At 44.8% G+C, this 24,414-nt stretch carries 19 protein-coding genes; 7 read left to right on the top strand and 12 right to left on the bottom strand.

Going from position 1 to position 24,414, the window contains the following annotated elements:
- Window positions 1-3 precede the first annotated feature (3 nt).
- From purB to ACXAD8_RS01120, 4 genes are all read left to right on the top strand, one after another.
- Window positions 4-1,371, top strand: coding sequence for an adenylosuccinate lyase (gene purB / locus ACXAD8_RS01135; protein ID WP_475224108.1), 1,368 nt, complete (start codon window positions 4-6; stop codon window positions 1,369-1,371).
- A gap of 125 nt (window positions 1,372-1,496) precedes the next feature.
- A complete protein-coding gene (locus ACXAD8_RS01130) occupies window positions 1,497-2,726 on the top strand; it encodes an adenylate/guanylate cyclase domain-containing protein (protein WP_475224106.1) in 1,230 nt (409 codons plus the stop codon).
- Window positions 2,726-3,868 carry a cupin domain-containing protein gene (locus ACXAD8_RS01125; RefSeq protein WP_475224105.1) on the top strand — a complete coding sequence of 381 codons (1,143 nt, stop codon included), beginning with the start codon at window positions 2,726-2,728 and terminating at the stop codon, window positions 3,866-3,868. The genes ACXAD8_RS01130 and ACXAD8_RS01125 overlap by 1 nt, the downstream gene beginning before the upstream one ends.
- A gap of 142 nt (window positions 3,869-4,010) precedes the next feature.
- Complete coding sequence (locus ACXAD8_RS01120; RefSeq protein ID WP_475224103.1) at window positions 4,011-4,472, top strand: GNAT family N-acetyltransferase; 462 nt, start codon at window positions 4,011-4,013, stop codon at window positions 4,470-4,472.
- A gap of 142 nt (window positions 4,473-4,614) precedes the next feature.
- Here the strand turns inward: ACXAD8_RS01120 and ACXAD8_RS01115 are convergent, their stop codons facing one another.
- Together ACXAD8_RS01115 and ydiJ are read right to left on the bottom strand one after the other, a co-directional pair.
- Entirely contained in the window at window positions 4,615-4,896 is a 282-nt protein-coding gene (locus ACXAD8_RS01115) for a hypothetical protein (protein ID WP_475224102.1), read from the bottom strand.
- Window positions 4,897-5,021: 125 nt separating this feature from the next.
- Entirely contained in the window at window positions 5,022-8,033 is a 3,012-nt protein-coding gene (ydiJ, locus tag ACXAD8_RS01110; RefSeq protein ID WP_475224101.1) for a D-2-hydroxyglutarate dehydrogenase YdiJ, read from the bottom strand.
- A 164-nt stretch (window positions 8,034-8,197) separates the two neighbouring features.
- On the opposite strand from ydiJ, the gene ACXAD8_RS01105 reads away from it, so the two are divergent.
- Entirely contained in the window at window positions 8,198-8,419 is a 222-nt protein-coding gene (locus tag ACXAD8_RS01105) for a PGPGW domain-containing protein (RefSeq protein WP_475224099.1), read from the top strand.
- 8 nt (window positions 8,420-8,427) lie between these two features.
- Here ACXAD8_RS01105 and ACXAD8_RS01100 read toward each other — a convergent pair whose 3' ends face one another.
- The 6 genes from ACXAD8_RS01100 to ppsA form a co-directional block, all read right to left on the bottom strand.
- Window positions 8,428-9,324, bottom strand: coding sequence for a diguanylate cyclase (locus ACXAD8_RS01100; protein WP_475224097.1), 897 nt, complete (start codon window positions 9,322-9,324; stop codon window positions 8,428-8,430).
- Between the two features lie 72 nt (window positions 9,325-9,396).
- Window positions 9,397-9,822, bottom strand: coding sequence for a BLUF domain-containing protein (locus ACXAD8_RS01095; RefSeq protein WP_475224095.1), 426 nt, complete (start codon window positions 9,820-9,822; stop codon window positions 9,397-9,399).
- Between the two features lie 15 nt (window positions 9,823-9,837).
- Entirely contained in the window at window positions 9,838-12,678 is a 2,841-nt protein-coding gene (locus tag ACXAD8_RS01090) for a hybrid sensor histidine kinase/response regulator (RefSeq protein WP_475224093.1), read from the bottom strand.
- A gap of 14 nt (window positions 12,679-12,692) precedes the next feature.
- Complete coding sequence (locus ACXAD8_RS01085) at window positions 12,693-13,763, bottom strand: hypothetical protein (RefSeq protein WP_475224091.1); 1,071 nt, start codon at window positions 13,761-13,763, stop codon at window positions 12,693-12,695.
- Between the two features lie 212 nt (window positions 13,764-13,975).
- Window positions 13,976-14,797 carry a hypothetical protein gene (locus ACXAD8_RS01080; RefSeq protein ID WP_475224090.1) on the bottom strand — a complete coding sequence of 274 codons (822 nt, stop codon included), beginning with the start codon at window positions 14,795-14,797 and terminating at the stop codon, window positions 13,976-13,978.
- A 98-nt stretch (window positions 14,798-14,895) separates the two neighbouring features.
- Window positions 14,896-17,268: a phosphoenolpyruvate synthase gene (ppsA, locus tag ACXAD8_RS01075; RefSeq protein ID WP_475224089.1), complete on the bottom strand. Its 2,373-nt coding sequence runs from the start codon at window positions 17,266-17,268 to the stop codon at window positions 14,896-14,898.
- A 241-nt stretch (window positions 17,269-17,509) separates the two neighbouring features.
- On the opposite strand from ppsA, the gene ppsR reads away from it, so the two are divergent.
- Window positions 17,510-18,322, top strand: a complete 813-nt coding sequence (gene ppsR, locus ACXAD8_RS01070; RefSeq protein ID WP_475224088.1) for a posphoenolpyruvate synthetase regulatory kinase/phosphorylase PpsR — start codon at window positions 17,510-17,512, stop codon at window positions 18,320-18,322.
- Between the two features lie 664 nt (window positions 18,323-18,986).
- On the opposite strand, the gene ACXAD8_RS01065 is transcribed toward ppsR, so the two are convergent.
- The 3 genes from ACXAD8_RS01065 to hppD are packed head-to-tail and all read right to left on the bottom strand — an operon-like array spanning window position 18,987 to window position 21,636.
- Entirely contained in the window at window positions 18,987-19,994 is a 1,008-nt protein-coding gene (locus ACXAD8_RS01065; protein WP_475224086.1) for a fumarylacetoacetate hydrolase family protein, read from the bottom strand.
- Window positions 19,994-20,548 carry a VOC family protein gene (locus ACXAD8_RS01060; protein WP_229527808.1) on the bottom strand — a complete coding sequence of 185 codons (555 nt, stop codon included), beginning with the start codon at window positions 20,546-20,548 and terminating at the stop codon, window positions 19,994-19,996. The genes ACXAD8_RS01065 and ACXAD8_RS01060 overlap by 1 nt, the downstream gene beginning before the upstream one ends.
- Window positions 20,548-21,636: a 4-hydroxyphenylpyruvate dioxygenase gene (hppD, locus tag ACXAD8_RS01055; protein ID WP_229527809.1), complete on the bottom strand. Its 1,089-nt coding sequence runs from the start codon at window positions 21,634-21,636 to the stop codon at window positions 20,548-20,550. Before hppD ends, ACXAD8_RS01060 begins: the two co-directional genes overlap by 1 nt.
- A gap of 155 nt (window positions 21,637-21,791) precedes the next feature.
- On the opposite strand from hppD, the gene ACXAD8_RS01050 reads away from it, so the two are divergent.
- Window positions 21,792-22,247 carry a MarR family transcriptional regulator gene (locus ACXAD8_RS01050; protein ID WP_473020413.1) on the top strand — a complete coding sequence of 152 codons (456 nt, stop codon included), beginning with the start codon at window positions 21,792-21,794 and terminating at the stop codon, window positions 22,245-22,247.
- A gap of 33 nt (window positions 22,248-22,280) precedes the next feature.
- On the opposite strand, the gene ACXAD8_RS01045 is transcribed toward ACXAD8_RS01050, so the two are convergent.
- Window positions 22,281-24,344, bottom strand: a complete 2,064-nt coding sequence (locus tag ACXAD8_RS01045) for a TonB-dependent receptor (protein WP_475224084.1) — start codon at window positions 24,342-24,344, stop codon at window positions 22,281-22,283.
- Window positions 24,345-24,414: the final 70 nt, after the last annotated feature.

The raw sequence follows: 24,414 nt of genomic DNA, 5'->3' as shown, positions 1-24,414 counted from the left end.
TGAATGGAACTGTCTGCTTTAACTGCCATCTCACCAGTTGATGGTCGATATGGTAATAAAACCACTGAATTACGCTCAATTTTCAGCGAATACGGCCTATTAAAGTACCGTGTTGAAGTAGAGGTTCGCTGGCTGCAAGCCTTATCGAATCACCATGAAATCACAGAAGTACCCCAGTTTGACGATGCCGCAAATGCCTTGTTAGATAGCATTGTCGCAGAATTTAACGAAGCAGATGCTCAGCGCATCAAAGATATTGAGCGCACTACCAATCACGATGTAAAAGCAGTTGAATACTTCTTAAAAGAAAAGGTTCAGGACAATGCCGCATTAAATGCGGTTAATGAATTCATCCACTTTGCCTGTACCTCTGAAGACATTAACAACCTTTCCCACGCATTGATGCTGCGCGCTGCCCGTGATGAAGTCATTTTGCCATGGTGCAACAAGCTGGTTGATGCCATTGATGCGCTGGCTGGTGAATACCTGAATGTTCCTATGATGGCCCGAACTCACGGCCAACCCGCCTCGCCCACCACTATGGGTAAAGAGATGGCGAACGTGAAAGCGCGCTTAGCTCGTCAGGTGAAGCAAATCGAAGCAGTTGAGCTGTTGGGTAAAATCAATGGTGCTGTTGGTAACTACAATGCCCATTTATCAGCCTATCCCGATATTGACTGGCATGGGTTTTCTGAGGAATTCGTCACCAGTCTTGGCATCACCTGGAACCCCTACACCACTCAGATTGAACCACACGATTATATTGCAGAGTTATTTGATGCCATTGCCCGATTTAACACCATCATTCTCGATTTCGATCGCGACGTTTGGGGTTACATCGCACTGGGTCACTTTAAACAAAAAACCATTGCTGGCGAAATTGGTTCTTCCACAATGCCACACAAGGTTAACCCGATCGACTTTGAAAACTCTGAGGGCAACCTGGGGCTGGCCAATGCAGTTTTTGCTCACCTTGCAACTAAGCTTCCTGTCAGCCGTTGGCAGCGAGATTTAACGGATTCAACCGCACTGCGTAATCTGGGCGTTGGTGTAGGTTATGCGCTTATTGCCTATCAGGCCACCCTGAAAGGGATCAGCAAATTGCAAGTTAATGAACAGAGCCTGTTAGACGAACTCAACGACAACTGGGAATTACTGGCTGAGCCTATCCAGACTGTCATGCGTCGCTACGGCATTGAAAAGCCTTACGAAAAGCTCAAAGAGTTGACTCGCGGCAAAAAAGTAAATCAACAAATTATTGCTGAATTCATCGATAACCTGGCCTTACCTGAAGAAGCTAAGGTCGCTTTAAAAGCCATGACACCTGCTAATTACATTGGCTTGGCGAAACAACTCACCGAACAGCGTTAATTCAATTTACGTTAATTTAATCAGTGTCAGTCTCAGGACTGGCACTGAATGTCCCAAATTTTACATTCCTTCCTGCCCACATCACATAAGCTAACCGCACTGACTTTACTCTGTAGTTGAACAATGTGATTACTGCGAAATTAGACACGATTCTGTTAGCCGGTGCTAACCCTCAACAACCTGAACAATATCAATCCATCCGTTTCTCAAATGTGCTGAGCCTGGTAGCCTGTTGCGTGATCTTACTGCAGTTACCTGTGCAACTGCTGATATGGTCTGCGCAAAGCCCGATGCAAATTCTGTTAATTTTGAGTCACGCGATATTAATGACCAGCGTTCCGTTACTTAACAGAGCCAACCGATACTGTACTGCCCGCCTGGTTTTAATTTTGCTGTATTCCAGTTACATCGGCCTTTCTTCGTTTAATTTTGGGTTTTTGACTCCCATTCATTATTTCTTCCTGATCGCCATATTCGCAATTCCTTTCCTGCATTTTGATTTAACAACCAAAGAAGTGGTTTATATGATGCTGTGGTTTCTGCTTGCCTACTTGTTTTGGGAAACCGCCTTGGTCAACAACCACCTGGATGAAGACGCCGGGCTGGCCGCCGCAATTTTAAGTAAAAGTGACAAACTCAGCTTTGGCATCAGTTGTTTTTTAACCGGGTACTTTATCTATGTATCCTTAAAATCCAGCTGGAAAACGATTCGTAAAGAGCAGTTTAAAACCAATATGCTGTTGCTAAATATCTTGCCCAAAGAAGTAGCGCTACGCCTGAATCAGGAAGAAAAACCGATTGCCGACCACTTTGACAATGTCACTATTTTATTTGCTGATATACAGGGCTTCTCAACCTTGGCGAAACGCTATTCGCCGGGTGAACTGGTGTCATTGCTCAATCAATTGTTTTGCAGATTTGACCGCTTAGTGGCTAAGTACGGCTTAGAAAAAATTAAAACCATTGGCGATCAATACATGGCTGTAGCGGGTTTACCAGTCTACCAGGAGAAACATGCTATCAATACCTGCAAATGTGCGATTCGAATGCAGGAAGAGTTTATTATTTGGACCAGGGAAAATAATCTGAGCAATACCTTGCGTATCGGCATTAACAGCGGACCAGTTGTGGCCGGAGTTATTGGTATGCATAAGTTCAGCTACGACCTGTGGGGAGAAGCCGTGAACCTGGCTTCGCGTATGGAAAGTCAGGGCTATGCCGGAAAAATACAGGTTAGCGAAGCAACCTACGACCTGGTTAAAGGCCAGTTTATGTTTGATTATCAGGATACTATTGAAGTTAAAGGAATGGGCCCGCAAAATGTCTACTGGATTAACGAACCCTACTCGGTTTAATGACAACACTTAAAATTAACAGCACTGAATTCTTAACAAAGTATTGGCAAAAAAAGCCGGTAGTCATTAGGCAGGCATTACCCGAATTTATTGATTTCACTGATGAGCACGAGTTGGCCGGACTGGCCATGGAAGAAGAAGTGGATAGCCGGATCATTGCTTTCGATAACAACAACTGGCAGGTGAAATCCGGCCCTTTTGAGGATTTCACAGAACATTGTCGAGGCCAATGGACACTATTGGTGCAGGGACTGGAAAACTATCTGCCTGAAGCGCAGGCAATGATGGACGAGTTTGACTTTATTCCTGGCTGGCGCAAAGATGATTTGATGATGAGTTTTTCAGTGGCCGGAGCTGGTGTTGGACCTCACCTTGACCAATACGATGTATTTATTGTTCAGGGCAAAGGCTCAAGGCGCTGGCAGGTGGGTCTACCCGACGACTTTGAGGAAGTCACTCCTCACCCTAAACTACGACAGATTTCACAGTTTACCCCCATCATAGACGAAATATTGTATCCAGGAGACATGGTTTATATCCCACCTGGCCACCCTCACAACGGCGTCGCGCAGGAAGAGTGCCTCAATTATTCCATTGGGTTTAGAGCTGCCAACCAGGCAGAACTGTTAAACAGTTTTTGCGATCACCTGCTAGATAACAACTGGCAAGGTCAGCGCTATACCGATCCGCAATTAACTGCACGCCTGTTACCCGGCGAGCTACAAGATATCGAAAAAGCCAACTTTAAGCGCCTGTTGAAGCAAGCCATTGATTCACCTGAATTTGACGCCTGGTTAGGTGCTCATTTAACGGATGCGCCAAAGTTTATTCCGGAATACCCCGATGAAGATTACAGCGTTGAACAGGTGCAACAGTTTTTGGAAAAGCAATATGCGTTTATAAAAAGTCCGGGAGCGCGTCAATTGCACTATGAGATAAAAGAGCAACAAGACAGTTTATACACATTTGTAAATGGTGATTTTTATGCCTGGCCAGGCAGCGATCAAAAACAGGCACTTTTATTACTCAATTCAACGGTTTGGCGGCCTGAAAAGAAAATTAATTTCAGATTTAGTTCACAATTTATTCACAACATGTCTACAATGTTAAATAAGGGGTTATGGATAATACAATCTGATTAAATAGTACAATTTTGAATACTCATACTTATGCATTCATATTGATTTTTTATTCAGAAATGTTACAACTATGGCTCTGAGAGCATAGCTGGTAACAACAATAATAAAGAACCAGTTGAAGTAAACTGACGCAGACACAACGAGTATGAACGAATTCACTATTGAAAAAGTGAACTGGCGTCATTCCAAACGAAGACTGAAGCGACTTCGCGACAGAGTATTTGTTTGTGAGTGGCGGATCCCACGCCAGTCAGAATTTGACCAACAAGATCCCAATTCAGAACATGTATTGGTTGTTGATTCCGATGGCACTGATATCGCAACAGGGCGGATAACCCCTGAAGGCGAGATAGGCAGAATAGCCGTAATTTCCCACCACCGAAGCAATGAGATCTACGACGTGTTATATAACGCACTGTTGCAGATCGCAAAAGAGAAAGAGCTGAACGATGTTTATGTGCAATGCGAATTAGAAGGTGTTGACCATTTCGAATCGCAAGGCTTTCACCCGATAGGTTCGGTATTTATGGATTCGGGAATTCCGCGGCAACGCATGTGCTGTCCGGTGAACGATTTTTCCTGGTCAAAAGTTGAATTGACGCACTAATACCAATCAGCGATGATTTTTTACAAATTCGCAATCAGCGATGTCGTGTACTAACCAAGATTAGTTGAATCTGGCGATTTAAAGGCAAATCACCAAATTACCTCGGTGATTAACAGGGAAACCATTTCCGCTACTTCACGCATTAAACGCAAGTGCGGTCGATGATTTCCTGTTGTTTCTCTACTTCTCCTGCATTCCCTTCTTTTTTGGCAACAGCCTGACTCACTTTAGCCCGCTCACACTTGTCAGATAACTCTTTTTTAGCCAGGTAACTTTGATCTTTTTGGTGTTGCATCAGACCTTTTGCGCCAGAGTAATTTTTCCGGTCTTCAGGTGCCCTGTCGGCTTCATAAGGAGGCGGCTGAGTCGCTTTGCAAGCTGACAAAATCAAACACACTGATAGCAAAATTACTTTTTTAATCACTTGATTTCCTTTTAGTTAGAGCGTATTGAACATTGCTTCACAATTTTAAACCGCAAAGTTCAGCACGCTCTGATATTTTTCTTCTGCCTACCTTTGAGAGGCAAACAGCTAATAAGTTCCCGACGCTAGCGAGATAGTTGTTCTAATAACACCTGCAGCGGATGTCGCGGCTTAAACTGTTTTATACGTGCCACCTGACTGCGACAAGAATAACCCGTTGCCAGGATTTGCGAAGGCTGATATTGACTGACGGGTGTTTCCCAACTCATGTCAAACAGTTTAAGTGACTCCTGAAGGTGTTTAGCTTCATGCCCAAATGTACCGGCCATGCCACAACAGCCCACCGATTCCACTTTCAGCTTTAAGCCAAACTCAGCGAACAGGTTTTGCCACTGTTTTTCACTCTGGGCCAGCATGGTCTTCTCCGTACAATGCCCAAACAATACATATTCCTTATCCTGTTGTATTTGCGGCTTTTGTTTTAGGCTCATTAACCATTCGTGCACCAACAAGACATTAAAATCCCCACGTTGCTCCCCCAAAACCGTTTTGTATTCGTCCCGATAGCAAAGCACTAATGACGGATCGATCCCCACCATTGGAATGCCAAGTTCGTGTAATTGATTTAAAAAGGCAGCGGTATCAGTTGCAGTTTTAGCAAACTGCTGCAAAAAACCCTTCACATGCTGTGGTTTACCATTGGGTTTAAAAGGCACCAAAATTGGGCTAAATCCCAGTCGACGAGCTAACAGCATTAACTCATGCACAACGGAAGCTTCGTAATAACTGGTAAAAGGATCCTGAACGATCAGTAATTTATTTTGCTTGTCCGCTTCTGACAACGACTGTAACTGCGCAAGATCAAAAGATTCAATACCGGATTGAGTTGCCCTTTGTTGCAAAGTAGGTTGCGACAGTATGGGCGAATCCACATAGCCCACGGTTTTCTTCAACAACTTATTGAACCAGCGCTGTTTCAGGAAAAAGTTTGGCAAACCCGGCAATCTAGCCATCATTGGTGCCATGGTTTCAATGTTTGCCACCAACATATCTTTCAACGGTCGGGTATAGCGTTGGTAATAGATGGCCAGAAAGCGAGCCCGAAAAGTGGGGACGTCCACATTGACCGGACATTGATTGGTACATGCCTTACAGGCAAGGCAATGGTCCATCACATCAAACACCTCCTCAGAGAAATCCGTTTGACGTTGTGCTGATAGCGAGTTTTTAACCCTGGTAAAAAATGGTTGTCGTGGCGCAGACTCCAGGGCGACGGCATCGTTACCCTTCTCGCTTAACAGCCTCAACCACTCTCTCAGCATCCCTGCCCGGCCTTTAGGCGAATGTCTTCTGTCCTTGGTGACTTTTGAGGACGGACACATGGGACTTTTAGTATCATAATTAAAGCACAAGCCATTGCCATTACAACTCATTGCGGGCGCAAATGAATCTCTTACTTCAATGGCAATCTGTCGGTCAAAGTCGCCTCGTTTTACGTCAGACACTTTAACCAGTTGTTCATCAGAATCCAGCGGTGTACAGATTTTGCCGGGGTTCATCTGATTATGGGGATCAAACACAGTTTTTATCTTGCGCAGCTCGGTAAACAGCTCTTCCCCAAAAAATGCCGGACCGTACTCACTGCGGTAACCCTTTCCGTGCTCCCCCCACATGAGTCCACCATATCTGGCCACCAGGGCCACAACTTCGTCGGAAACCTGCTGCATCAGTTCTGCTTGTTTTGGATCGCACATGTCCAGCGCTGGCCTGACGTGCAATACACCAGCATCCACATGACCAAACATGCCATACTGTAAACCTTTGGAATCCAGTAATGCTCTAAACTCCATTATAAAATCTGCCAGATTCTCCGGCGGAACCGCCGTGTCTTCGGCAAACGCAATGGGTTTTTCCCACCCTTTGGCTTTGCCCAGCAAACCGACCGCCTTTTTACGCATGCCGTAAATTTTACCTATCGCGGCGAGGTCTTTAGTCATTTGATAACCAATTACGCCGGCTTCACCATTCGCTATCTGGCTGTCCAGCATGGTCTGCAATCTGGCTATCTTGGCGTCTATCTCTTCTCTTGAGTCGTCGTTGTATTCAACAATATTAAGGCCATCGATGGTTTTACCAGGCACATCGCTAATCAAATCACTGACCGAATGCCAAACGATATCAGCTTTAGCTAAATTTAATACTTTGCTGTCGACTGTTTCTACCGAGGTTGCCTGTGCGGCCACCATAGAAGGGGCATGGCGCAGTGCCGACTCAAATGAATCGTACTTGATATTGATCAAAACTTTATTCTTTGCAATGGGTGTCACGTTTAATTTGGCTTCGGTGATAAAGGCCAGGGAGCCTTCAGAGCCAGCCAGAATACGGCTAACATCCATTTGTTGCAGATCGTCTGATACCGCATGTTCCAGGTCATAGCCGGTCAAAAAGCGATTTAATCGGGGAAATTTAGCCAATATCTGTTCACGTTTTTCGATACAACTAGCTTTCAGCTGCTCCAGGATTGCCTGATAGCGCGGCTCCTGCTGGCTGTCTGCGGCAACGGGCGTAGTTTCCAGAACCGTGCCATCAATCAATACCGAAGTCAGCCCCAATATATGATCACTGGTTTTGCCGTATACCAATGAACCTTGTCCTGAGGCATCGGTATTAACCATGCCACCTATAGTGGCCCTGTTACTGGTGGACAAATCGGGAGCAAAGAAAAAACCATGGGGTCGCAAAGCGTCGTTGAGTTGGTCTTTAACCACGCCAGTTTGTACTCTCACCCAACCTTCTTCAGCGTTTATCTCAAGTACTTTATTCATGTGACGGGATAGATCCACCACGATGCCCTGAGTCAGACTTTGCCCGTTAGTACCTGTACCGCCACCTCTGGCAGAAAACTTTACACTGGTATGCTTTGCTGCCAGGTTACCGATTATTTTTAGGTCATTCGTGCTACGGGGCAACAATACCGCCTGTGGCAATCGTTGATAGATAGAATTGTCCGTAGCTACAGCTAATCTTGAGGAATATTGGGTTTCGATATCCCCCTTGAATCCTGCTGGTTTTAGTTGCGCTAAAAAGTCCTGATATTCTTTGGCGATAGACTGCTGACTGTCTAGAAGAGGTAACATAGGCTCCGGCGTGTCATTAAGGCAATATTAAGTGGCTATGATTATAATGATTTAACGCAAAATGTCCTTTAAAGATCACGCGACAAACTTTGTAACAGATGAAATTTTGGTCAGTGTGCCAAACTTATTTATAGTTAGAATTGAATAAACAAGTGTGGGTATCCATGTTAAACAAACCTATCAGAATCACACTCGGCAGTATCGGTGTTTTTATCGGTATTGTGTTCGCCATCTTACCGGGTTCCATTTTATTCTTGGTAGCCGGATTGTTTTTACTCAGCTTTGACTTCCCATTGGCACGTAAGTGGTTGAGAAAGAGTCAAAAAATGATGAGTTGGGGAGCTAGAAAACTGGACAATGCGCTTTATAGTCGGCGCCCCAGATAAATGCTAAGCTAAGACCCAGCAACCACCACCTTGTTTCGCCCGCTGGTTTTCGCCTGGTACATAGCCTTATCCCCTTTGCCCAGGATGGCCTTGATATTTTTAGTACTGGAATCTGATTGCGCTACGCCGATACTAACAGTCATCGTAATTTTATGATGGTGATCAATGATTAATGGAGATTCTTCCAGGGTCGATCGCAGTCTTTCAGCCACTTGCCCTGCCTGTAGCTTATCTGTTTCAGGTAGAATTGTCAGAAACTCTTCACCGCCATAACGGCCAATAATATCGTAGGGTCTAAGCACTTTACGCGTGATGTCAGAAAAGTGCTTCAGCGCTGCGTCACCCACAAGATGACCATAATTGTCATTGATAGACTTAAAGTGATCAATATCCATCATCATAATAGACATGGGAAGTTCATCTCTTAATGTGCGTTGCCACTCCATTTCCAGATGATGCATTACCATGCGGCGATTCCAGAGTTCTGTCAGCTCATCATGACTGGCCATGAACTGTAATCTCTTAGCTTGTTCTACAATGCGCATTCCCGCTCTGACGCGTACGCGAAACTCCTCTGGCGCAAAAGGTTTGACCATATAGTCATCCAGACCTTGCTCCATGGCTTCCACCAAATCTTCCGATTCGGCTTTTCGGGTCAACATGATGACGTAAAAAAAGTGCTCTTTAAAAGAGCTTTTCAGGTGTTTGCAAACTTCCAGGCCACTCATATGGGGTAAAGACCAGTCAGTTATCAACAAGTTAGGCGCTTGCTCCAGATTTGCCTCTACGATTTCAATGGCTTGTTCACCAGACTCGGCTTCAATCACCTCATGTCCCCACTGTGACATTGTGCGAACAATCAACAAGCGGGTAACAGGGTCATCTTCTATTATCAGTATTTTCATTATCTGGCGCCAATTACCTGGTTAACAAAACAGTATATTATTCTCTGAAATTCCTTCACATAAAATATAACTTCAGTTGTCCTTCATCACTTTGACGAAGCGATAAAGTAGTTTCCAAAGCAAATTTGGATCCTCATTGCGAAAGGTTTCCACATCTTCAAGCTCAAAGTAGCGCATTTCTGAATACTTTAAACTCTTTTTATTTGGGGTATAGAGACCCATACTCCAGCGCTCAGCTAATCGCTCCCGACTCATTCGTTCAGTAATAATCTCTACGCTTTCGTGTCTTACATCTGCTTTGATAATATCGTATACCCTGGTGACAAAGCTCTTATCTCCCTCCAGCAACTGCATAAAATGACCGTTACAGTAAACTAACAAGCCGGTAATATTAAACTCCAGGTTATTGCGGCGACACACATACATCAACTGTTCCAGAGTTCGGGTGTTGAATTTGGACACGGCCCGGCTAACATATACAAGCTGATATACCATCATATCCTCCAGTACAAATTATTGTTCAGATTCTGTTGGATTGGAAACAACGACTGTTTGCTCTGACATATAAAACAACTTCAACTCCTCCAGAAGAGATTCAAGTTTTAAGGCGAGCGTACCCCAAGAGTCTAACTGTTGCTCTGTTACAGGATCAGACAATGATTTTTCAAATTCATAAATTAAATCAGGTAATTCAGGAAGGGTAAAATTAGATATCATGCCACGGATCAAATGCAGAAACTTGGCATTATGTTCAGACGAATTTGCCTGCAAATCTATTTTATCCATCTCAGCAGGTAAAATATCCAGGGTTAGTTTTACCATATCAAACAGGATCGCCTTATTTCCTCCGGTGCCGTTAAGCCCTCTTTGTTCATCAAACCAGTCATAATTGCAAGTGCTTGGGTTGGTTACCGGCACAGAATAATCACCAGATTCATTATATGATCTGACGGTTTCAAGCGTATCAAGTAACGCCTGAAACGAAACCGGTTTGGTAAGATATTCATTCATACCAGCCTCCAGACACATCTCCTTATCTCCACTGAGAGCATGTGCTGTTAAGCCAATTATAAAGCAATGTGGAAGTTCTTTAACCCGCTCATATTTTCGAATCAATTTAGTGGCTTCGAGCCCATCCATGACCGGCATTTGAACATCCATTAAAATTGCATCAAAGCGTTTTTGTTTTACCAGCTCCAGGGCCTCTGAGCCATTACTAGCCAAAACGTACTGATGTCCCCGCATTTTCAGGATATCCTGCACTAAACGCGCATTGACCGGGTTATCCTCTGCCACCAAAATATTGAGAGGTTTGGCCATTTCTGCAGCTTGGAGAGCTGTCAGAGCCTGATCCGGTAAATCATTCAATTTATCACGGTGGTTGAGAATATCGTGAATTGTATTAAATACCTCAGACTGCTTGACGGGTTTCATCAGAAAGTGATCCACCCCAAGGCTTTTGATGTGTTCGGCTAATTCATAAAAGCCAGCGGAACTTAGCATAATCACAATTTCAGGCTTTTCGATATCACTGTTGTTAATTTCCTCAATTAGCTGAACTCCGTCTTTGCCAGGCATATTGTGATCTAACAACATGACTTTAAAGTTCTCTTTATTGAGCAATTCCATTGCCTCATCAGCACTAGCAGCAAGCACAGCCTCTCCTCCCCAGGAAGCCACCATATCTTTCAACCACCGGCGATTGATGGCATTGTCATCAACCGCTAAACAACGCAAACCGGTGAAATCCACGCGCCCCATAAGGTGCTTCGTTTCAGGCGAAATTGGCAGTTCTGAAACATCTCCTTCTTCAACCAGAACGGTTGCGATAAATGTGCTGCCAATACCTACGTCAGAGCTGACAGAGATATCTCCTCCCATTAACTCTGCTAAACGTTTTGCAATGGGTAGTCCTAAGCCTGTGCCACCATACTGGCGTGAAGTAGAGCCATCCTCTTGCGTAAATGACTCAAATACATGGCTAAGCTTATCCTCAGAGATCCCACAGCCAGTATCAGTGACTTTTATCTCCAGATTAAACTGCGAAGCCAGATTGCTTTGTTTATTTTGATTATTGCTAATTTCCACCACCACCTGTCCGGCATTGGTAAACTTAACGGCGTTACCTACCAGGTTGTAGACAATTTGCCTGAGGCGTACAGGGTCAGTAACAATACAATCTGCGGTATCACTATCAATATGATGGTATAGCTCAAGCCCTTTCTGATGGGCAGTAATTGCGAAACTCTTTAATAGGTCCCCCACAAAACTATCCAGAGAAATGGTTTCAGACTGCAATTCCATCATGCCCGCTTCGATTTTGGAATGATCTAAAATATCATTCAAAATAGTCAATAGTGACTTAGCTGAGCGGGTGATTAAGCCTACATATTCTGCCTGCACATTGGTCAAATCGGTGTTTTGCAGCAAATCAGCGATGCCCAGTACGCCGTTCATTGGGGTGCGAATTTCATGGCTCATATTGGCCAGAAACTGGCTCTTGGCAATACTGTCTTGCTCCGACTTTTGGCGCAATTCTTCAAGATGATTTTCTATTTGCTTGTGTTCAGATATATCCTTATTGCCACCTATGACTTTTTCGATATTGCCATTTTCATCAAATTCATAGGTTGCTGCGGCCAGGATGTGTCTCTCTTCACCTGACTTCAATACAATTCGAAACTCCTCATGCCAGGGCGCTTTATTCTCCACCGCGGTTTGTAAACTGTTAATCGCTCTGTCTCGATCTTCAGGATGCAAGCTACTCCTCCAGTGTTCAAATACCACCGGTTCTTTACCTTTAATATCCTCCAGCCCATAGATTTGGTACATCTGGTCATCCCATTCAACTACTCCGCTATCAATATGCCAGATCCACAACCCCAAACCTGATACTTGTGAGGCCAGCTTAAGTCGGTTTTGAGTTTCCTCCAGTTGCTCCAGAGGCGTTTTGCTTCGTTGAAATTCTCGCTGCAACATGCTGTTGGTTCTACGATAGACCAATAGTGAGTGAGCAAGTGCGCTAATCAATAGGGTCAATAGTACTGCCACCAACAACACAATGCTCGGCAGTGCATAATTTTGGTCGTAATCGGTTATAGAGCTTGGATGTACGCTCACTTCCCATTGTTGATTAAGCAAATCTAACCTGAAAGTTTGGCGATGCGGGTGGGGGGTTTCACTGAGTTCGCCATAAATTGCCACATTTGAATTACTATCAATGATGTTTAACTCTAAGCCCCGTTCTTCAAGTATCGATGCTATTGGTGTCACTAAAGTGGTTAGGTCGATTAATGCTACATTAATCAGCTGATTTTTATTCTGTGGCTCCTGACCTTCAGGCAAACGATACAATGCCGCCACCTTGCCTATCCCGGGGCAAACTGCACATGACCAAGTGAAGCCATACTCGTCGTGATATTCCCTTGCACTGGGCCTGGATCAAATGAACTGCTTATCAACTCGGAACTAACTGAAGCGGGAAAACGCCACATAATTTCGCCGTTGCTGCTCCCCAAAGCCACAGCGTGCAAAGCGTGATAGCCAGACAAAGATTCCGTCAATGTTTCCATCAAGGCATCGTATAAATCTTCCGGTACTAGTTGCAGAACTTTATTGAACCTAGCGGTAGCGTCCTGATAAGCCGTAAGTTGTTCTTGCAGCTCGGTGGTAAAATACTCAAAATCGCTGGCTATTTGCTGTTTAACGAACTCATTTTCCCGGGAAACGGTGGCCTGCCACAAAACCACCGACATTAAAAATAGTAAAAACCCCAATTGCAAAGACAACACCGCAGTAGGTACTCTTTGCTCGTAATGTATGAGCTTCTGGATCAGCAAGCCACTACACAACAGCACAAAACCAATACTGGTATGCATCGCCATTTGGGTATACAAGCCCCAACCGTAGGTCTGCTCTATGTCTGATAAATAACCAATGGCAGCCACCAAAGCCAGAGCCAAAGTACATACGATTAAAGTAGTGGAAATAACCAGTTGTCTCTGTCTGGTTTGCTTTGTATATGCAATTAAAATAGAGACAGCAACAAGCAAAAAACACAAAGCGGTGTTAGGCGCCATTCTGCCTGGGTGTGAAGTTTTTACATCTAAATAGTGGTCGAAGAAAAGCTCATCAATTCCGAAAGAAATATCAAGGCCGTACTGAATCAAAGTTAAGCCACCGATTAGCCCGATTATCGAGGCCAAAACCAGTTTTATACTTTGTAATGGTGAGGGCCAGTTGATGGTTGCGATAGCTGCAATAAAAAAAACCAACGCAGTATTAAACTGCATGGGTACATACTCGGGATGTACCTGAATAAGTGCACTGAGATTCAGAAACCAACCCACTATCACCGTTAATCCAAGCAACCCGGTTAACAAAACGCAGATGTTGCTAATAGCACTGATGTTGCGTACTTGTTGTAGCTGGTTCACCATTTGCCCTATTTAAGAGATTTATTCCAGAAACGATTAATATTAATAGAATGCCTTAAATATTGTTCAAAACACAAAAATAAGCAATTAAGAATTACACAATTTAGGGATTGCTATATTTGTGAATTACATACAAAAAAACAAATTTGAAGTACGTATTAGTGTGCTGCTGAATGGCCGGAACAAGCTCTATTACAGCTTAGCCATCAAGCCTGTTAATTTGTCTGATAATAAAAACTTTGCGCTGATATTTTTACTACTGATTCATACCTTAACCCAGCATCATTCAACTCACCGACCTGAGGGGCTTTTATTTGCTTCCCCAACACCACTCCCCAATGATTGTCGCCGATTCCAGCAAATACTATGTTAATAGCTTCGGCATCCGTTTTTACTACTGCAGCAACGCTATATTCCAGCATTTTTGCTCTGAGTACTTGAGTTATAGCTGACAACTCCATTTCTAACATTGCCTCAGCCGGGCTGGAAATGTTGAATTCGGCAGAGGGGACAAAGCCCGCATGCTCAGAAGGAAAATAAGTAATAACTTTAGTTGGTGTATAAAATGTATTGTTTACTCTATATACCTGCTCTGTTGTTTGTTGCAGGATGCGCAATCGGGTATCTTTTCCGAATGTGCTAATTTCTCGTTCTGTTTCAGCCAAAAAAGCAGATACTTTTTTTGTTCTTTGCTTTTCACAATCCATATTTTGACATAATACGGTAGCTGGCAACTTAGCCAGTTGTGCTCGCGGCACATTGAGAAAGCCAGCACCCAAAACGCCAAAGTTAAAATTAGCAAATTCTTGCATATCCTCTTTGCTGTTTATTCTGGTAGCCCGGATATCGAATAGGTTATAAGGGTAAAAAGAGGGTAAATAAGCCAATGGTAACTTTGACTCAGGAAGGATGTCTTTCAAATGTCTCAATAAATCGCGATATTCAGCGTCGGCCTCTTGTGTAAAAAAGGAAGGTACACTAGCTTCCACCAACGAACACAGTATTAACGAGCAAGAAATAAGAACTTTTTTAATCATCCTAATTATCCCAATTCCATTGTAAATTCTGTCTGTCACAAAAAAGGCCACTTCACGAGAAGCAGCCTTAGTATAAAGTTACCGTTAAAAAACGGAAGTTAACTTAAATTTTCTGCAACATACAACCAGGTTTCTACCACGGTATCCGGATTCAGAGAAACACTATCGATTCCCTGCTCCACCAACCAGGCAGCTAAATCTTCGTGATCTGAAGGTCCCTGACCACAAATACCGACGTATTTGCCTTTCTCTTTGGCCGCTTTAATTGCCATACCCAACATCATTTTAACTGCCGGGTCACGCTCATCAAATAAATGCGCAATCAGACCAGAATCTCTATCCAGTCCTAGTGTTAACTGCGTCATGTCGTTAGAGCCGATGGAGAAACCGTCGAAGATATCCAAGAACTGATCAGCTAACAAAGCGTTGGATGGCAATTCACACATCATAATTACTCGCAAGCCATTGTCGCCTTTTTTCAGGCCCTGCTCAGCCAACAAATCAATAACCTTTTGGCCTTCTTCCAGGGTGCGTACAAATGGGATCATGATTTCCACATTGGTCAGCCCCATTTTATTTCTAACTCGCTTGATTGCCTCGCACTCCAGAGCAAAACAATCGCGAAAGTCTTCAGAAACATAACGGCTGGCACCGCGGAAGCCCAACATTGGGTTTTCTTCGTCCGGCTCGTATTGGTGACCGCCAACCAGGTTAAAGTACTCGTTAGATTTAAAGTCAGACATGCGTACAATGACTTTTTGAGGATAGAACGCACCAGCAATAGTGGCGATACCTTCCACCAAACGCTCAATGTAGAACTCGGTAGGAGAAGCATAACCGGCGATCATTTCGCTGATCTCTTCTTTTAAATCCTCAGGTTGAGAATCAAAGTTAAGCAACGCTTTAGGGTGAATACCAATCATGCGGTTAATAATGAATTCCAAACGGGCCAGACCAACACCATGGTTGGGTAAACGCGCAAAATCAAAGGCACGATCCGGGTTACCCACATTCATCATGACCTTCATAGGCGCTTCTGGCATTTGGTCTATACGGGAAGTCTGTACATCAAACTCCAGCTCGTCGCCGTAAATAAAACCGGTATCACCTTCAGCACAAGATACCGTTACCTTGTCGCCGGTGCTAATCACATCAGTGGCATTGCCGCAACCTACTACCGCAGGAATGCCCAGTTCACGAGCTATGATGGCCGCGTGGCAGGTACGTCCACCGCGATTGGTTACAATAGCAGAAGCCTTCTTCATGATGGGCTCCCAATCAGGGTCCGTCATGTCGGTTACCAGCACATCACCTTGCTGGATCTTGTTCATTTCGTCGATTGAACCCAGTACCTTAGCCGCACCAGCACCAATCTTATGGCCAATTGCGCGCCCTTCACACAAGGTGTTGGCGTTGCCTTTTAACTGGTAACGTTCGATGGTTTGTGAATCTTCGCGGCTCTTAACCGTCTCAGGGCGAGCCTGTACAATATATAGCTTGCCATCTAAACCGTCTTTGGCCCATTCAATATCCATGGGGCGCTGGTAATGGGATTCAATGATAAGCGCCTGCTTGGCCAACTCCATCACTTCGTCATCAGACAAAGAGAATTGGCGGCTGTCTTGTTCCGCTACGTCAACAATATCCACCTGTTTGCCGTGAGAAGTATCAGCAGAGTAAATCATTTTAGTCAGTTTGCTGCCCAGGTTACGGCGCAATACCGAAGGATAACCTTTGCCCAGTAATTCTTTGTGAACGTAGAATTCATCGGGGTTAACAGCGCCCTGAACCACCATTTCACCTAAGCCATAGGAAGAAGTGATGAATACCACGTTTTCAAATCCTGATTCAGTATCGATACTGAACATAACGCCGGAAGATGCCTGGTCGCTGCGCACCATGCGCTGAATACCAGCAGATAAGGCAACACCTTTGTGGTCATAACCCTGGTGAACACGATAGGAAATGGCGCGGTCATTAAACAGAGAAGCAAAAACGTGTTTGATAGCTACCAGAACATTGTCGTAGCCTTTTACATTAAGAAAGGTTTCTTGTTGTCCGGCAAAAGATGCGTCAGGCATATCTTCAGCAGTCGCCGAAGAACGCACAGCAAACGAGGCATCTGATTCAAACGCAGACTGAATCTGGTCAAATGCAGTTTTAATCGCCTCTTCAAGCACAGGCTGAAACGGCGTATCGATGATCCACTGACGAATTTCTGCGCCAGTTTTCGCCAAGGCATCAACATCGTCCACATCCAGTGTATCGAGAACATCGTGAATACGGTCATTCAGGCCGCTTTGCTCAAGGAACTCATTAAAAGCATGTGCAGTGGTGGCAAATCCGCCAGGCACCTGAACGCCAGCATTGGCAAGATTGGAGATCATCTCTCCCAGCGAGGCGTTTTTACCACCTACACGCCCCACATCATTCATACCTAATTCTTCATACCAAAGAATGTATTCTTGCACTACCGACTCTCCCGATTAACAATTAACTAAAATAATAAAAAAAACCAGACCAATATTTGAATTAATTCGAGCTTGAGGTTAGCTTGCCATTGGAAAAAAGCTTAGCGCCTTAAGTGCTGAAAATTGACTCGCTTCATGTGACCGCTGCCCTTATGGGACGGGCATTGTAGAGGTTTAGTTATAAAAAATAAAATCTTATTTTGTTTCGTAATAATATTACTACATTTTGGAAAACTGCCCTATGCGTACCGCATTCTATATATCCGACGGAACGGCCATCACTTCAGAGGTTTTTGGCCATGCTTTACTGTCTTTATTCCCCATCCAGTTCGATCACGTGACTGTACCTTTCGTTGAAACCGAAGAAGAGGCCCGCAAAACCATTCGTAAAATTTCTGAAAGTTTCCAACGAACTGGTGAGCGTCCGCTGGTTTTTTACACGATAGTAAATAAGGAAGTGCGGGAAATCATCTCCACATCCGAGGGTATCCATTATAACTTTTTAGACCAATATATAGCGCCGTTGGAGAAAACTCTGGGGGTGCCATCCAAACCAGAAAAACACCGCACCCACAGTATCCACGAAAAAACCTATGATATTCGAATCGACGCGGTTAATTTTGCGCTGGCCAATGATGACGGTACCAACCTCAAAGAATACGGCAAAGCCGATATTATTTTAGTGGGTGTATCCCGGTCCGGTAAAACGCCCACCAGTTTGTATCTGGCACTTCAATACGGTATCAAAGCCGCCAACTACCCCTTTACCGAAGACGATATGGGCGATATTTTGAAACTGCCCCCAGCCCTTCGCCCATACAAAAATAAACTATTTGGGCTCACTATTTCCGCCGAGCGATTACATCAAATTCGCTCAGAGCGCAAAGCCAATAGCCGCTACGCCTCAAAACAACAATGTCGCATGGAAATAAGAGAAGTAGAAAACATGTACCGTAAGGAAAAAATTCCTTTTTTGAACAGCACGCATTTTTCTATCGAGGAAATATCCGCGAAAATACTCGCCATCACCGGCCTGTCTCGTCACAAATATTAAGTGCTTATCGTTTTTCACCGCAGGGCGAGATCGCGATCGTTTTTTGAGCAATACTCGAACATAGTCAACTCTAATCGGAGCCAAAAGCCAATTAATTTGCCCTAGGGTTCTGAAGCGAGACTATTAACCAGCCTTCAGACTCTTTAGTTGAGTTTGCTGGTAGGTAGACTTTTTTCGACGATGTAGTCTAATTCAACCACTGTTGTTTGATTGAAATCATTGTCGGGGCGCCGACTGCGCCTCAAGGGGACCGGGCTGCGCCCCCCTTAAGAATCCCCCGCAGCCCCTGACGCGCAAAAGCATAAACTTCGCCATCAGAACAACGACGACCATCAATGACAGCACATCCCTGTGCCGGGCATTGATTGAGATATCTTCCCTGATACCTCTCATCGTTGTTTGACCTGATGGCGCAGTTTATAGCGCGTAAAGGGAAACAGGCTTTAGCACTTCGAACAAACTTTGACCTAACTGAATCCATTTTCGAGTCAGTTTGGCTTTTTCTTAAAATGTAAATATTTAGCTTCTGGCCATTGTGGTTGAAATATAAGCACTCATGCTCTCGCCCTATTTTTCACCGCCTTTGAAATCAAAAAAGCCCAATCAAATTTGATTAGGCTTTTTGCTTTTATTATGTCAACGGCATTGAGGCCGTTGCAAAAACTTATTGCTGTTCTACTTTTTGGTTTATCTGGCCAAAAATAGACTTGCCGTCTTTGTCGAACATTTCGATTTGAATAGTGTCACCAAACTGCATAAATGGCGTAGTTGGCTTACCGTCTTCAATCGTTTCAATCATGCGAATTTCAGCAATACAGCTGTACCCTACACCACCGTCTTTAACTGGCTTTCCTGGGCCACCGTCCAGCTTATTGGAAACAGTACCTGAGCCGATAACCGAACCTGCGCATAGTGGACGCGTTTTGGCTGCGTGAGCCACCAACTGACCAAAGTGGAAGGTCATATCGATGCCCGCTTCAGGCTTACCAAACATTTCGCCATTGTAGTGAGATACCAACGGTAAATGCACTTTACCATCTTGCCAGACGTCACCTAACTGATCCGGAGTGACACATACAGGTGCAAATGCACTGGAAGGCTTAGACTGGAAAAAACCAAAACCTTTGGCCAACTCATTGGGGATTAGGCCGCGCAATGACACGTCATTTACAATCATAATCAATTTAATGTGCTTCAGGGCATCTTCAGCTGTAACGCCCATTGGCACATCATCAGTAATAACGGCAACTTCCGCTTCAAAGTCAATGCCAAACCCATCAGCCTGAGGCATAATGATGTTGTCGTAAGGCGCTAAAAACGAATCAGAACCGCCCTGATACATCAGCGGATCAGTCCAGAAACTTTCCGGCATTACCGCATTACGCGCTTTGCGCACCAACTCAACGTGGTTTACATAGGCACTGCCATCAGCCCACTGATAGGCACGAGGTAACGGCGAATGACATTGCTTTTGGTTGAACTCTTCACCGGCAATTTCACCATTTTCCAGTTGTAAATACAGTGACTGTAATTTTGGCTCGACATTTGCCCAGTCGTCCAGTGCCGCCTGCATGGTTGGCGCGATTTCTGCGGCACTCACCATTTTGGTTAAAGAGGCGTTAACGACAACTAACTGGCCATCACGGCCGTGCTTTAAACTTGCTAATTTCATCAGGCATTATCTCCCTGTTTTGCTTTGAAGCCCTCACCATTATGCAGCCAGTCGGCATGCTTAGGGGCTTTCTTAGTTTGAGACCATTCTTCAATCATGTCCGGGGCGACGCGTTTTAACTCCGCTAACATAGCCGGCTCAGAAGTATTACAGGCCAGTTCAATTCGATGACCATTTGGATCGAAGAAATAAATAGACTGGAATAAAGTGTGATCCGTCGGACCTAACACATCCAAACCGGCCTTTTCCAGGCGAGCTTTAGCTGCCAACAAGGTGTCCATGTCCTCCACTTCAAAGGCAATATGCTGAACCCAGGCTGGAGTGTTTTGATCACGTCCCATTTCTGGCGAATTAGGAATTTCAAAAAACGCCAAAACGTTACCCATACCGGCATCCAGAAACACGTGCATATAGGGATCCGGCGCGCCTGTAGAAGGCACATTGTCTTCGGCAATGGCTAACTGAAAATCCATATCCAGATGTTTTTGATAAAACTCTACTGTCTCTTTCGCATCTTTACAGCGATAAGCGACATGGTGGATACGCTTAAGCATTATTCTGCTGCCTCAGTTTTGGTTTTTATCACACCGCGATTGACCTGATCACGTTCGATAGATTCGAACAGGGCTTTAAAGTTACCTTCACCAAATCCTTCGTCTTGTTTGCGTTGAATAAATTCAAAGAATACAGGACCAAGAACCGTTTCAGAGAAAATCTGCAACAACAAGCGAGGCTGTCCGCCTTCAGTGGTGCCGTCCATCAAAATACCACGTTGCTGCAACTCTGGAACATTTTCGCCATGTCCAGGTAAACGCTCTTCCAGCATTTCATAATAAGTTGCCGGTGGCGCTGTCATGAACTTGGTACCCTGCTTTTTCAAACGGTCCCAACAAGCGTAGAGATCATCACAAGCAAACGCAATGTGCTGAATACCTTCACCATTGTATTTCATCAGATATTCTTCGATCTGACCGCCACCGCCAGCTTCTTCGTTCAGTGGAATACGGATTTTACCGTCAGGAGCTGTCATGGCTTTGGAAGTCAGGCCCGTGTACTCACCTTTGATGTCGAAGTAACGAATTTCACGGAAGTTGAATAACTTCTCATAGAAGTCTGCCCAATATTGCATACGACCGCGGTATACATTGTGAGTCAGGTGATCCAGAGTATGGAAACCACAACCTTCAGGTTTGCGATCAACGCCTTCCAACCATTCAAAATCGATGTCATAAATGGTTGAACCTTCTTCGTAACGGTCGATCAGGTATAAAGTAGCACCACCGATACCTTTAATTGCAGGTAAGCGCAGCTCCATTGGACCTGTGTACACTTCCACCGGCTGAGCGCCTTTTTCCAAAGCTAATTTATAGGCTTTTTGTGCATTCTTAACGCGGAAAGCCATGCCGCAAGCTGACGGACCGTGCTCTTCGGCATAGTAAAAAGCATGGCTCTTGGGTTCATAGTTAGTGATAAAGTTGATATCACCCTGACGCCACAATTCCACTTGCTTCGACTTGTGAACGGCCACTTTGGTGAAACCCATTGATTCGAATACGGGCTCCAGAATACCGCGCTTAGGCGCCGTAAATTCAACAAACTCAAAACCATCCAACCCCATTGGGTTCTCAAACAAATCCGCCACTTCACTTCTCCACGTTAATATTTTTCGAAGTTAAGGTTTCTGTAGTGTAGTCCAACAGCAACCAACTTAGTTGTAATTGCAACCAATTTAGTTGTAAGTACAACTATTGTCAAGGTAGACTCAGTTATCCTTGCAATTTTGACGAGCAAAACTGTATGGCCACATTGCCAGATTCTTCAATTCTCAAGCTGGAACGTTATCTGCCCTATCGACTTTCTATCTTGTCCAACAAGATCAGTAGTCTGGTGGCGCAAACCTACAAAGATAAGTTTGCGCTCTCTATTACCGAGTGGCGCATCATGGCGGTTTTGGGGGAATATCCGGGTATATCAGCGGATGAAATTTCGGCGAAGACGCAAATCGAAAAATCGATTTTAAGTCGGGCTATCGCAAAATTGCTGAAACGACATCTGATTGAACGCAGCATCGCTGCTGATGATAAACGCCGCTCCGAAATTGTACTTTCTGATACCGGAGCAGCTGTTTACAAAGAAATCGTGCCCTTGTCTTACCAGCACGAAAACGACATTTTGCAATGTCTTTCAGAAGAAGAACAAAGACAATTCAGCGATTTACTGGACAGGCTATATCAGCACGCCGAACGTCTGTAGCTGGCTGAAGATTAGTTTCTGCCAGCGAGACTATTAGTAATACCAGGTTAATGAGGCCCGTACTGATCTCGGCTCAAAAACATGGAAATGCCTGTCTTCAACCGGAGCGGATTCATTCAACAGTTGTGATTCGTAGAAATACTCAATATCTCTGTCGTTGGAATCAAACAAGTTAAACACATCCAGGTTCAGGGATAGCTTTTCACTTAGACTGTAGCCCATGCGTAGATTAACTACTGTGCTGCCGTCTGCCTTTTCACCGCCATCCAGCGCGTATTCACCAAAATGTCTGACCCGCAACTGGCTGTATAAATCTTCATTGATATTGACCATGACACCGGCACTTATCACTTGTTCAAGTGCCCCCGGGATATCCCTGAAACCATCTACAGCTTCGTCCAATTGCGCATCGGTCACAGCAATCTCAAGATCAAAGGTCCAGTCCATATGCGGTGTGTAATAGGTGGTAATCTCCATACCGCGACGGGTACTGGAAACACCGGTATCTTCAGTAGTACCCTCATCCCCCACAAACAACAGTTCAGAATCAATTTTCAGACTCCAGAATGCCACAGAGGCATTTAACTTGTCGCTGATAAAAGCTCTGGCGCCGAACTCATACCCCAATGTTGATACCAGTGGATCAACCGCCTCCAATGGCTCGCCATCCAATGGTGAAACCTGAATAGTCGTCCCTCTGGCATCGTTTGAGTGAAAGCCTTCTCCGATGCTGGCATACAATTCCAGACTCTCAGTGGGATTGTAAATAACGCTAAACGAGGGGGTAACTATATCATCTGAGGCACTGCCAGCATTTAGGGACAACGAGCCCTGCTCAGCCGCAGCCAAAGGGTCCACGTCAAAATCAAAATAATCATAACGCAGTCCCATAATAGTGCGCAGATTGTCCTGCCACTGCATCTCCATTTGCCACCAAAGACTGTTACTGCTTTGCTCAACCGCATCCAGACGCAATGGCTGATTTAGCTCTCTCGCTGTGGTAGAAAGCAGGCCCACCTCCTGGATATCATCTACTCTCAATTGCGAGCCAAAGCTGTTCACAACTGGTATTCCGGATAACTCACCTGCCGAAGCATAGCGAATATCCCAACCGTAAATTTTACGGTCATCAACTTGCTGGAACTGATCTCCTTGCGGCCCCTGTGTGAAATAAGAAAAGTTTGACCACAAATCCATCTCATAGTCGATAACGTAAAACCTTGTATCCAGCTCTCCATTGGCAAGAGCGGTATGCCAGTCAAACGACAAACTGTAACGACTGGATTCGCCACCAACGGTTGGGTCGATGGAGCCATATTGACTAATTAGCCCTTGCTCAACGGCCCGGGCTGGAATTTGGTCAGCACTGTTCCAACTATTGTCATAGCCCATAAAAGTCACAGAATAATGACCAGCCTGGGTATTACCAAGATATTTAAGCCACACATTGGTTTTAGACACATCTTCGGAAATGTCTCGCCAGGGACCGTCATAACGCTGATGCTCTGCAGCAAACAACACATCATCCTGTGCAACTCCAGCACTACCTGTTAACACAGCCCGTTGATAACCGTATTCTCCCAGCGACAATTTAAATGACGGAAACTCAATCTCATTGGCAGTGCTCAAAGTAGCCCCACCCGTACCGGAAAAATCGCCTAAATCAGCGTAATAGCTGCCTTTTTGGTAACTGACACTATGTAGGGTCTCAGGGATGATGAAGTTCACATCTGCGTAGCCTTGCCCGTGACCGTGACTTCGCATATTCACTGGCATACCATCCACCTGGGTGGCAAAATCCGTTCCGTGATCCAGATTAAAGCCGCGAATAAAGTACTGATTGGCTTTGCCATTGCCGCTGTGCTGAGTAGCAACCAGGCCCGGAACCACTTCCAGTACATCACCGGAGCGCGAAATCGGCCTTAGAGATATTTCATCACCAGAGACCTGTCCTTGAGAAGCGGAGGTAGCCTCACCGATCAGATTGGCGCGACGGCCGGTAACTTCAATTTGTTCCAGCAAAGGTTCATGGGCATAACCGGCAGACAAAGGGAGAAAACTGCAAAACACAATTGAGTAAGGAGATTTGATGCTCAAAATCTGTTCCTGTTTAATGGCGACATATTTTGGGCGGGGATAATACCTGCAATAACTTCGATTTTACAGC

The sequence above is a fragment of the Planctobacterium sp. AWH2_060 genome (genome assembly GCF_056158425.1).
The sequence above is the reverse complement of the archived record's forward strand: the minus strand, read 5'-3'. Positions and strand labels throughout refer to the sequence as shown.

Bases quoted from the DNA above. Each gene is read 5' to 3' on its own strand.
- purB (WP_475224108.1), top strand. From the start codon at position 4: ATGGAACTGTCTGCTTTAACTGCCATCTCACCAGTTGATGGTCGATAT.
- ACXAD8_RS01125 (WP_475224105.1), top strand. From the start codon at position 2,726: ATGACAACACTTAAAATTAACAGCACTGAATTCTTAACAAAGTATTGG.
- ACXAD8_RS01120 (WP_475224103.1), top strand. From the start codon at position 4,011: ATGAACGAATTCACTATTGAAAAAGTGAACTGGCGTCATTCCAAACGA.
- ydiJ (WP_475224101.1), bottom strand. From the start codon at position 8,033: ATGTTACCTCTTCTAGACAGTCAGCAGTCTATCGCCAAAGAATATCAG.
- ACXAD8_RS01105 (WP_475224099.1), top strand. From the start codon at position 8,198: ATGTTAAACAAACCTATCAGAATCACACTCGGCAGTATCGGTGTTTTT.
- ACXAD8_RS01100 (WP_475224097.1), bottom strand. From the start codon at position 9,324: ATGAAAATACTGATAATAGAAGATGACCCTGTTACCCGCTTGTTGATT.
- ACXAD8_RS01095 (WP_475224095.1), bottom strand. From the start codon at position 9,822: ATGATGGTATATCAGCTTGTATATGTTAGCCGGGCCGTGTCCAAATTC.
- ACXAD8_RS01085 (WP_475224091.1), bottom strand. From the start codon at position 13,763: ATGGTGAACCAGCTACAACAAGTACGCAACATCAGTGCTATTAGCAAC.
- ACXAD8_RS01080 (WP_475224090.1), bottom strand. From the start codon at position 14,797: ATGATTAAAAAAGTTCTTATTTCTTGCTCGTTAATACTGTGTTCGTTG.
- ppsR (WP_475224088.1), top strand. From the start codon at position 17,510: ATGCGTACCGCATTCTATATATCCGACGGAACGGCCATCACTTCAGAG.
- ACXAD8_RS01065 (WP_475224086.1), bottom strand. From the start codon at position 19,994: ATGAAATTAGCAAGTTTAAAGCACGGCCGTGATGGCCAGTTAGTTGTC.
- ACXAD8_RS01060 (WP_229527808.1), bottom strand. From the start codon at position 20,548: ATGCTTAAGCGTATCCACCATGTCGCTTATCGCTGTAAAGATGCGAAA.
- ACXAD8_RS01050 (WP_473020413.1), top strand. From the start codon at position 21,792: ATGGCCACATTGCCAGATTCTTCAATTCTCAAGCTGGAACGTTATCTG.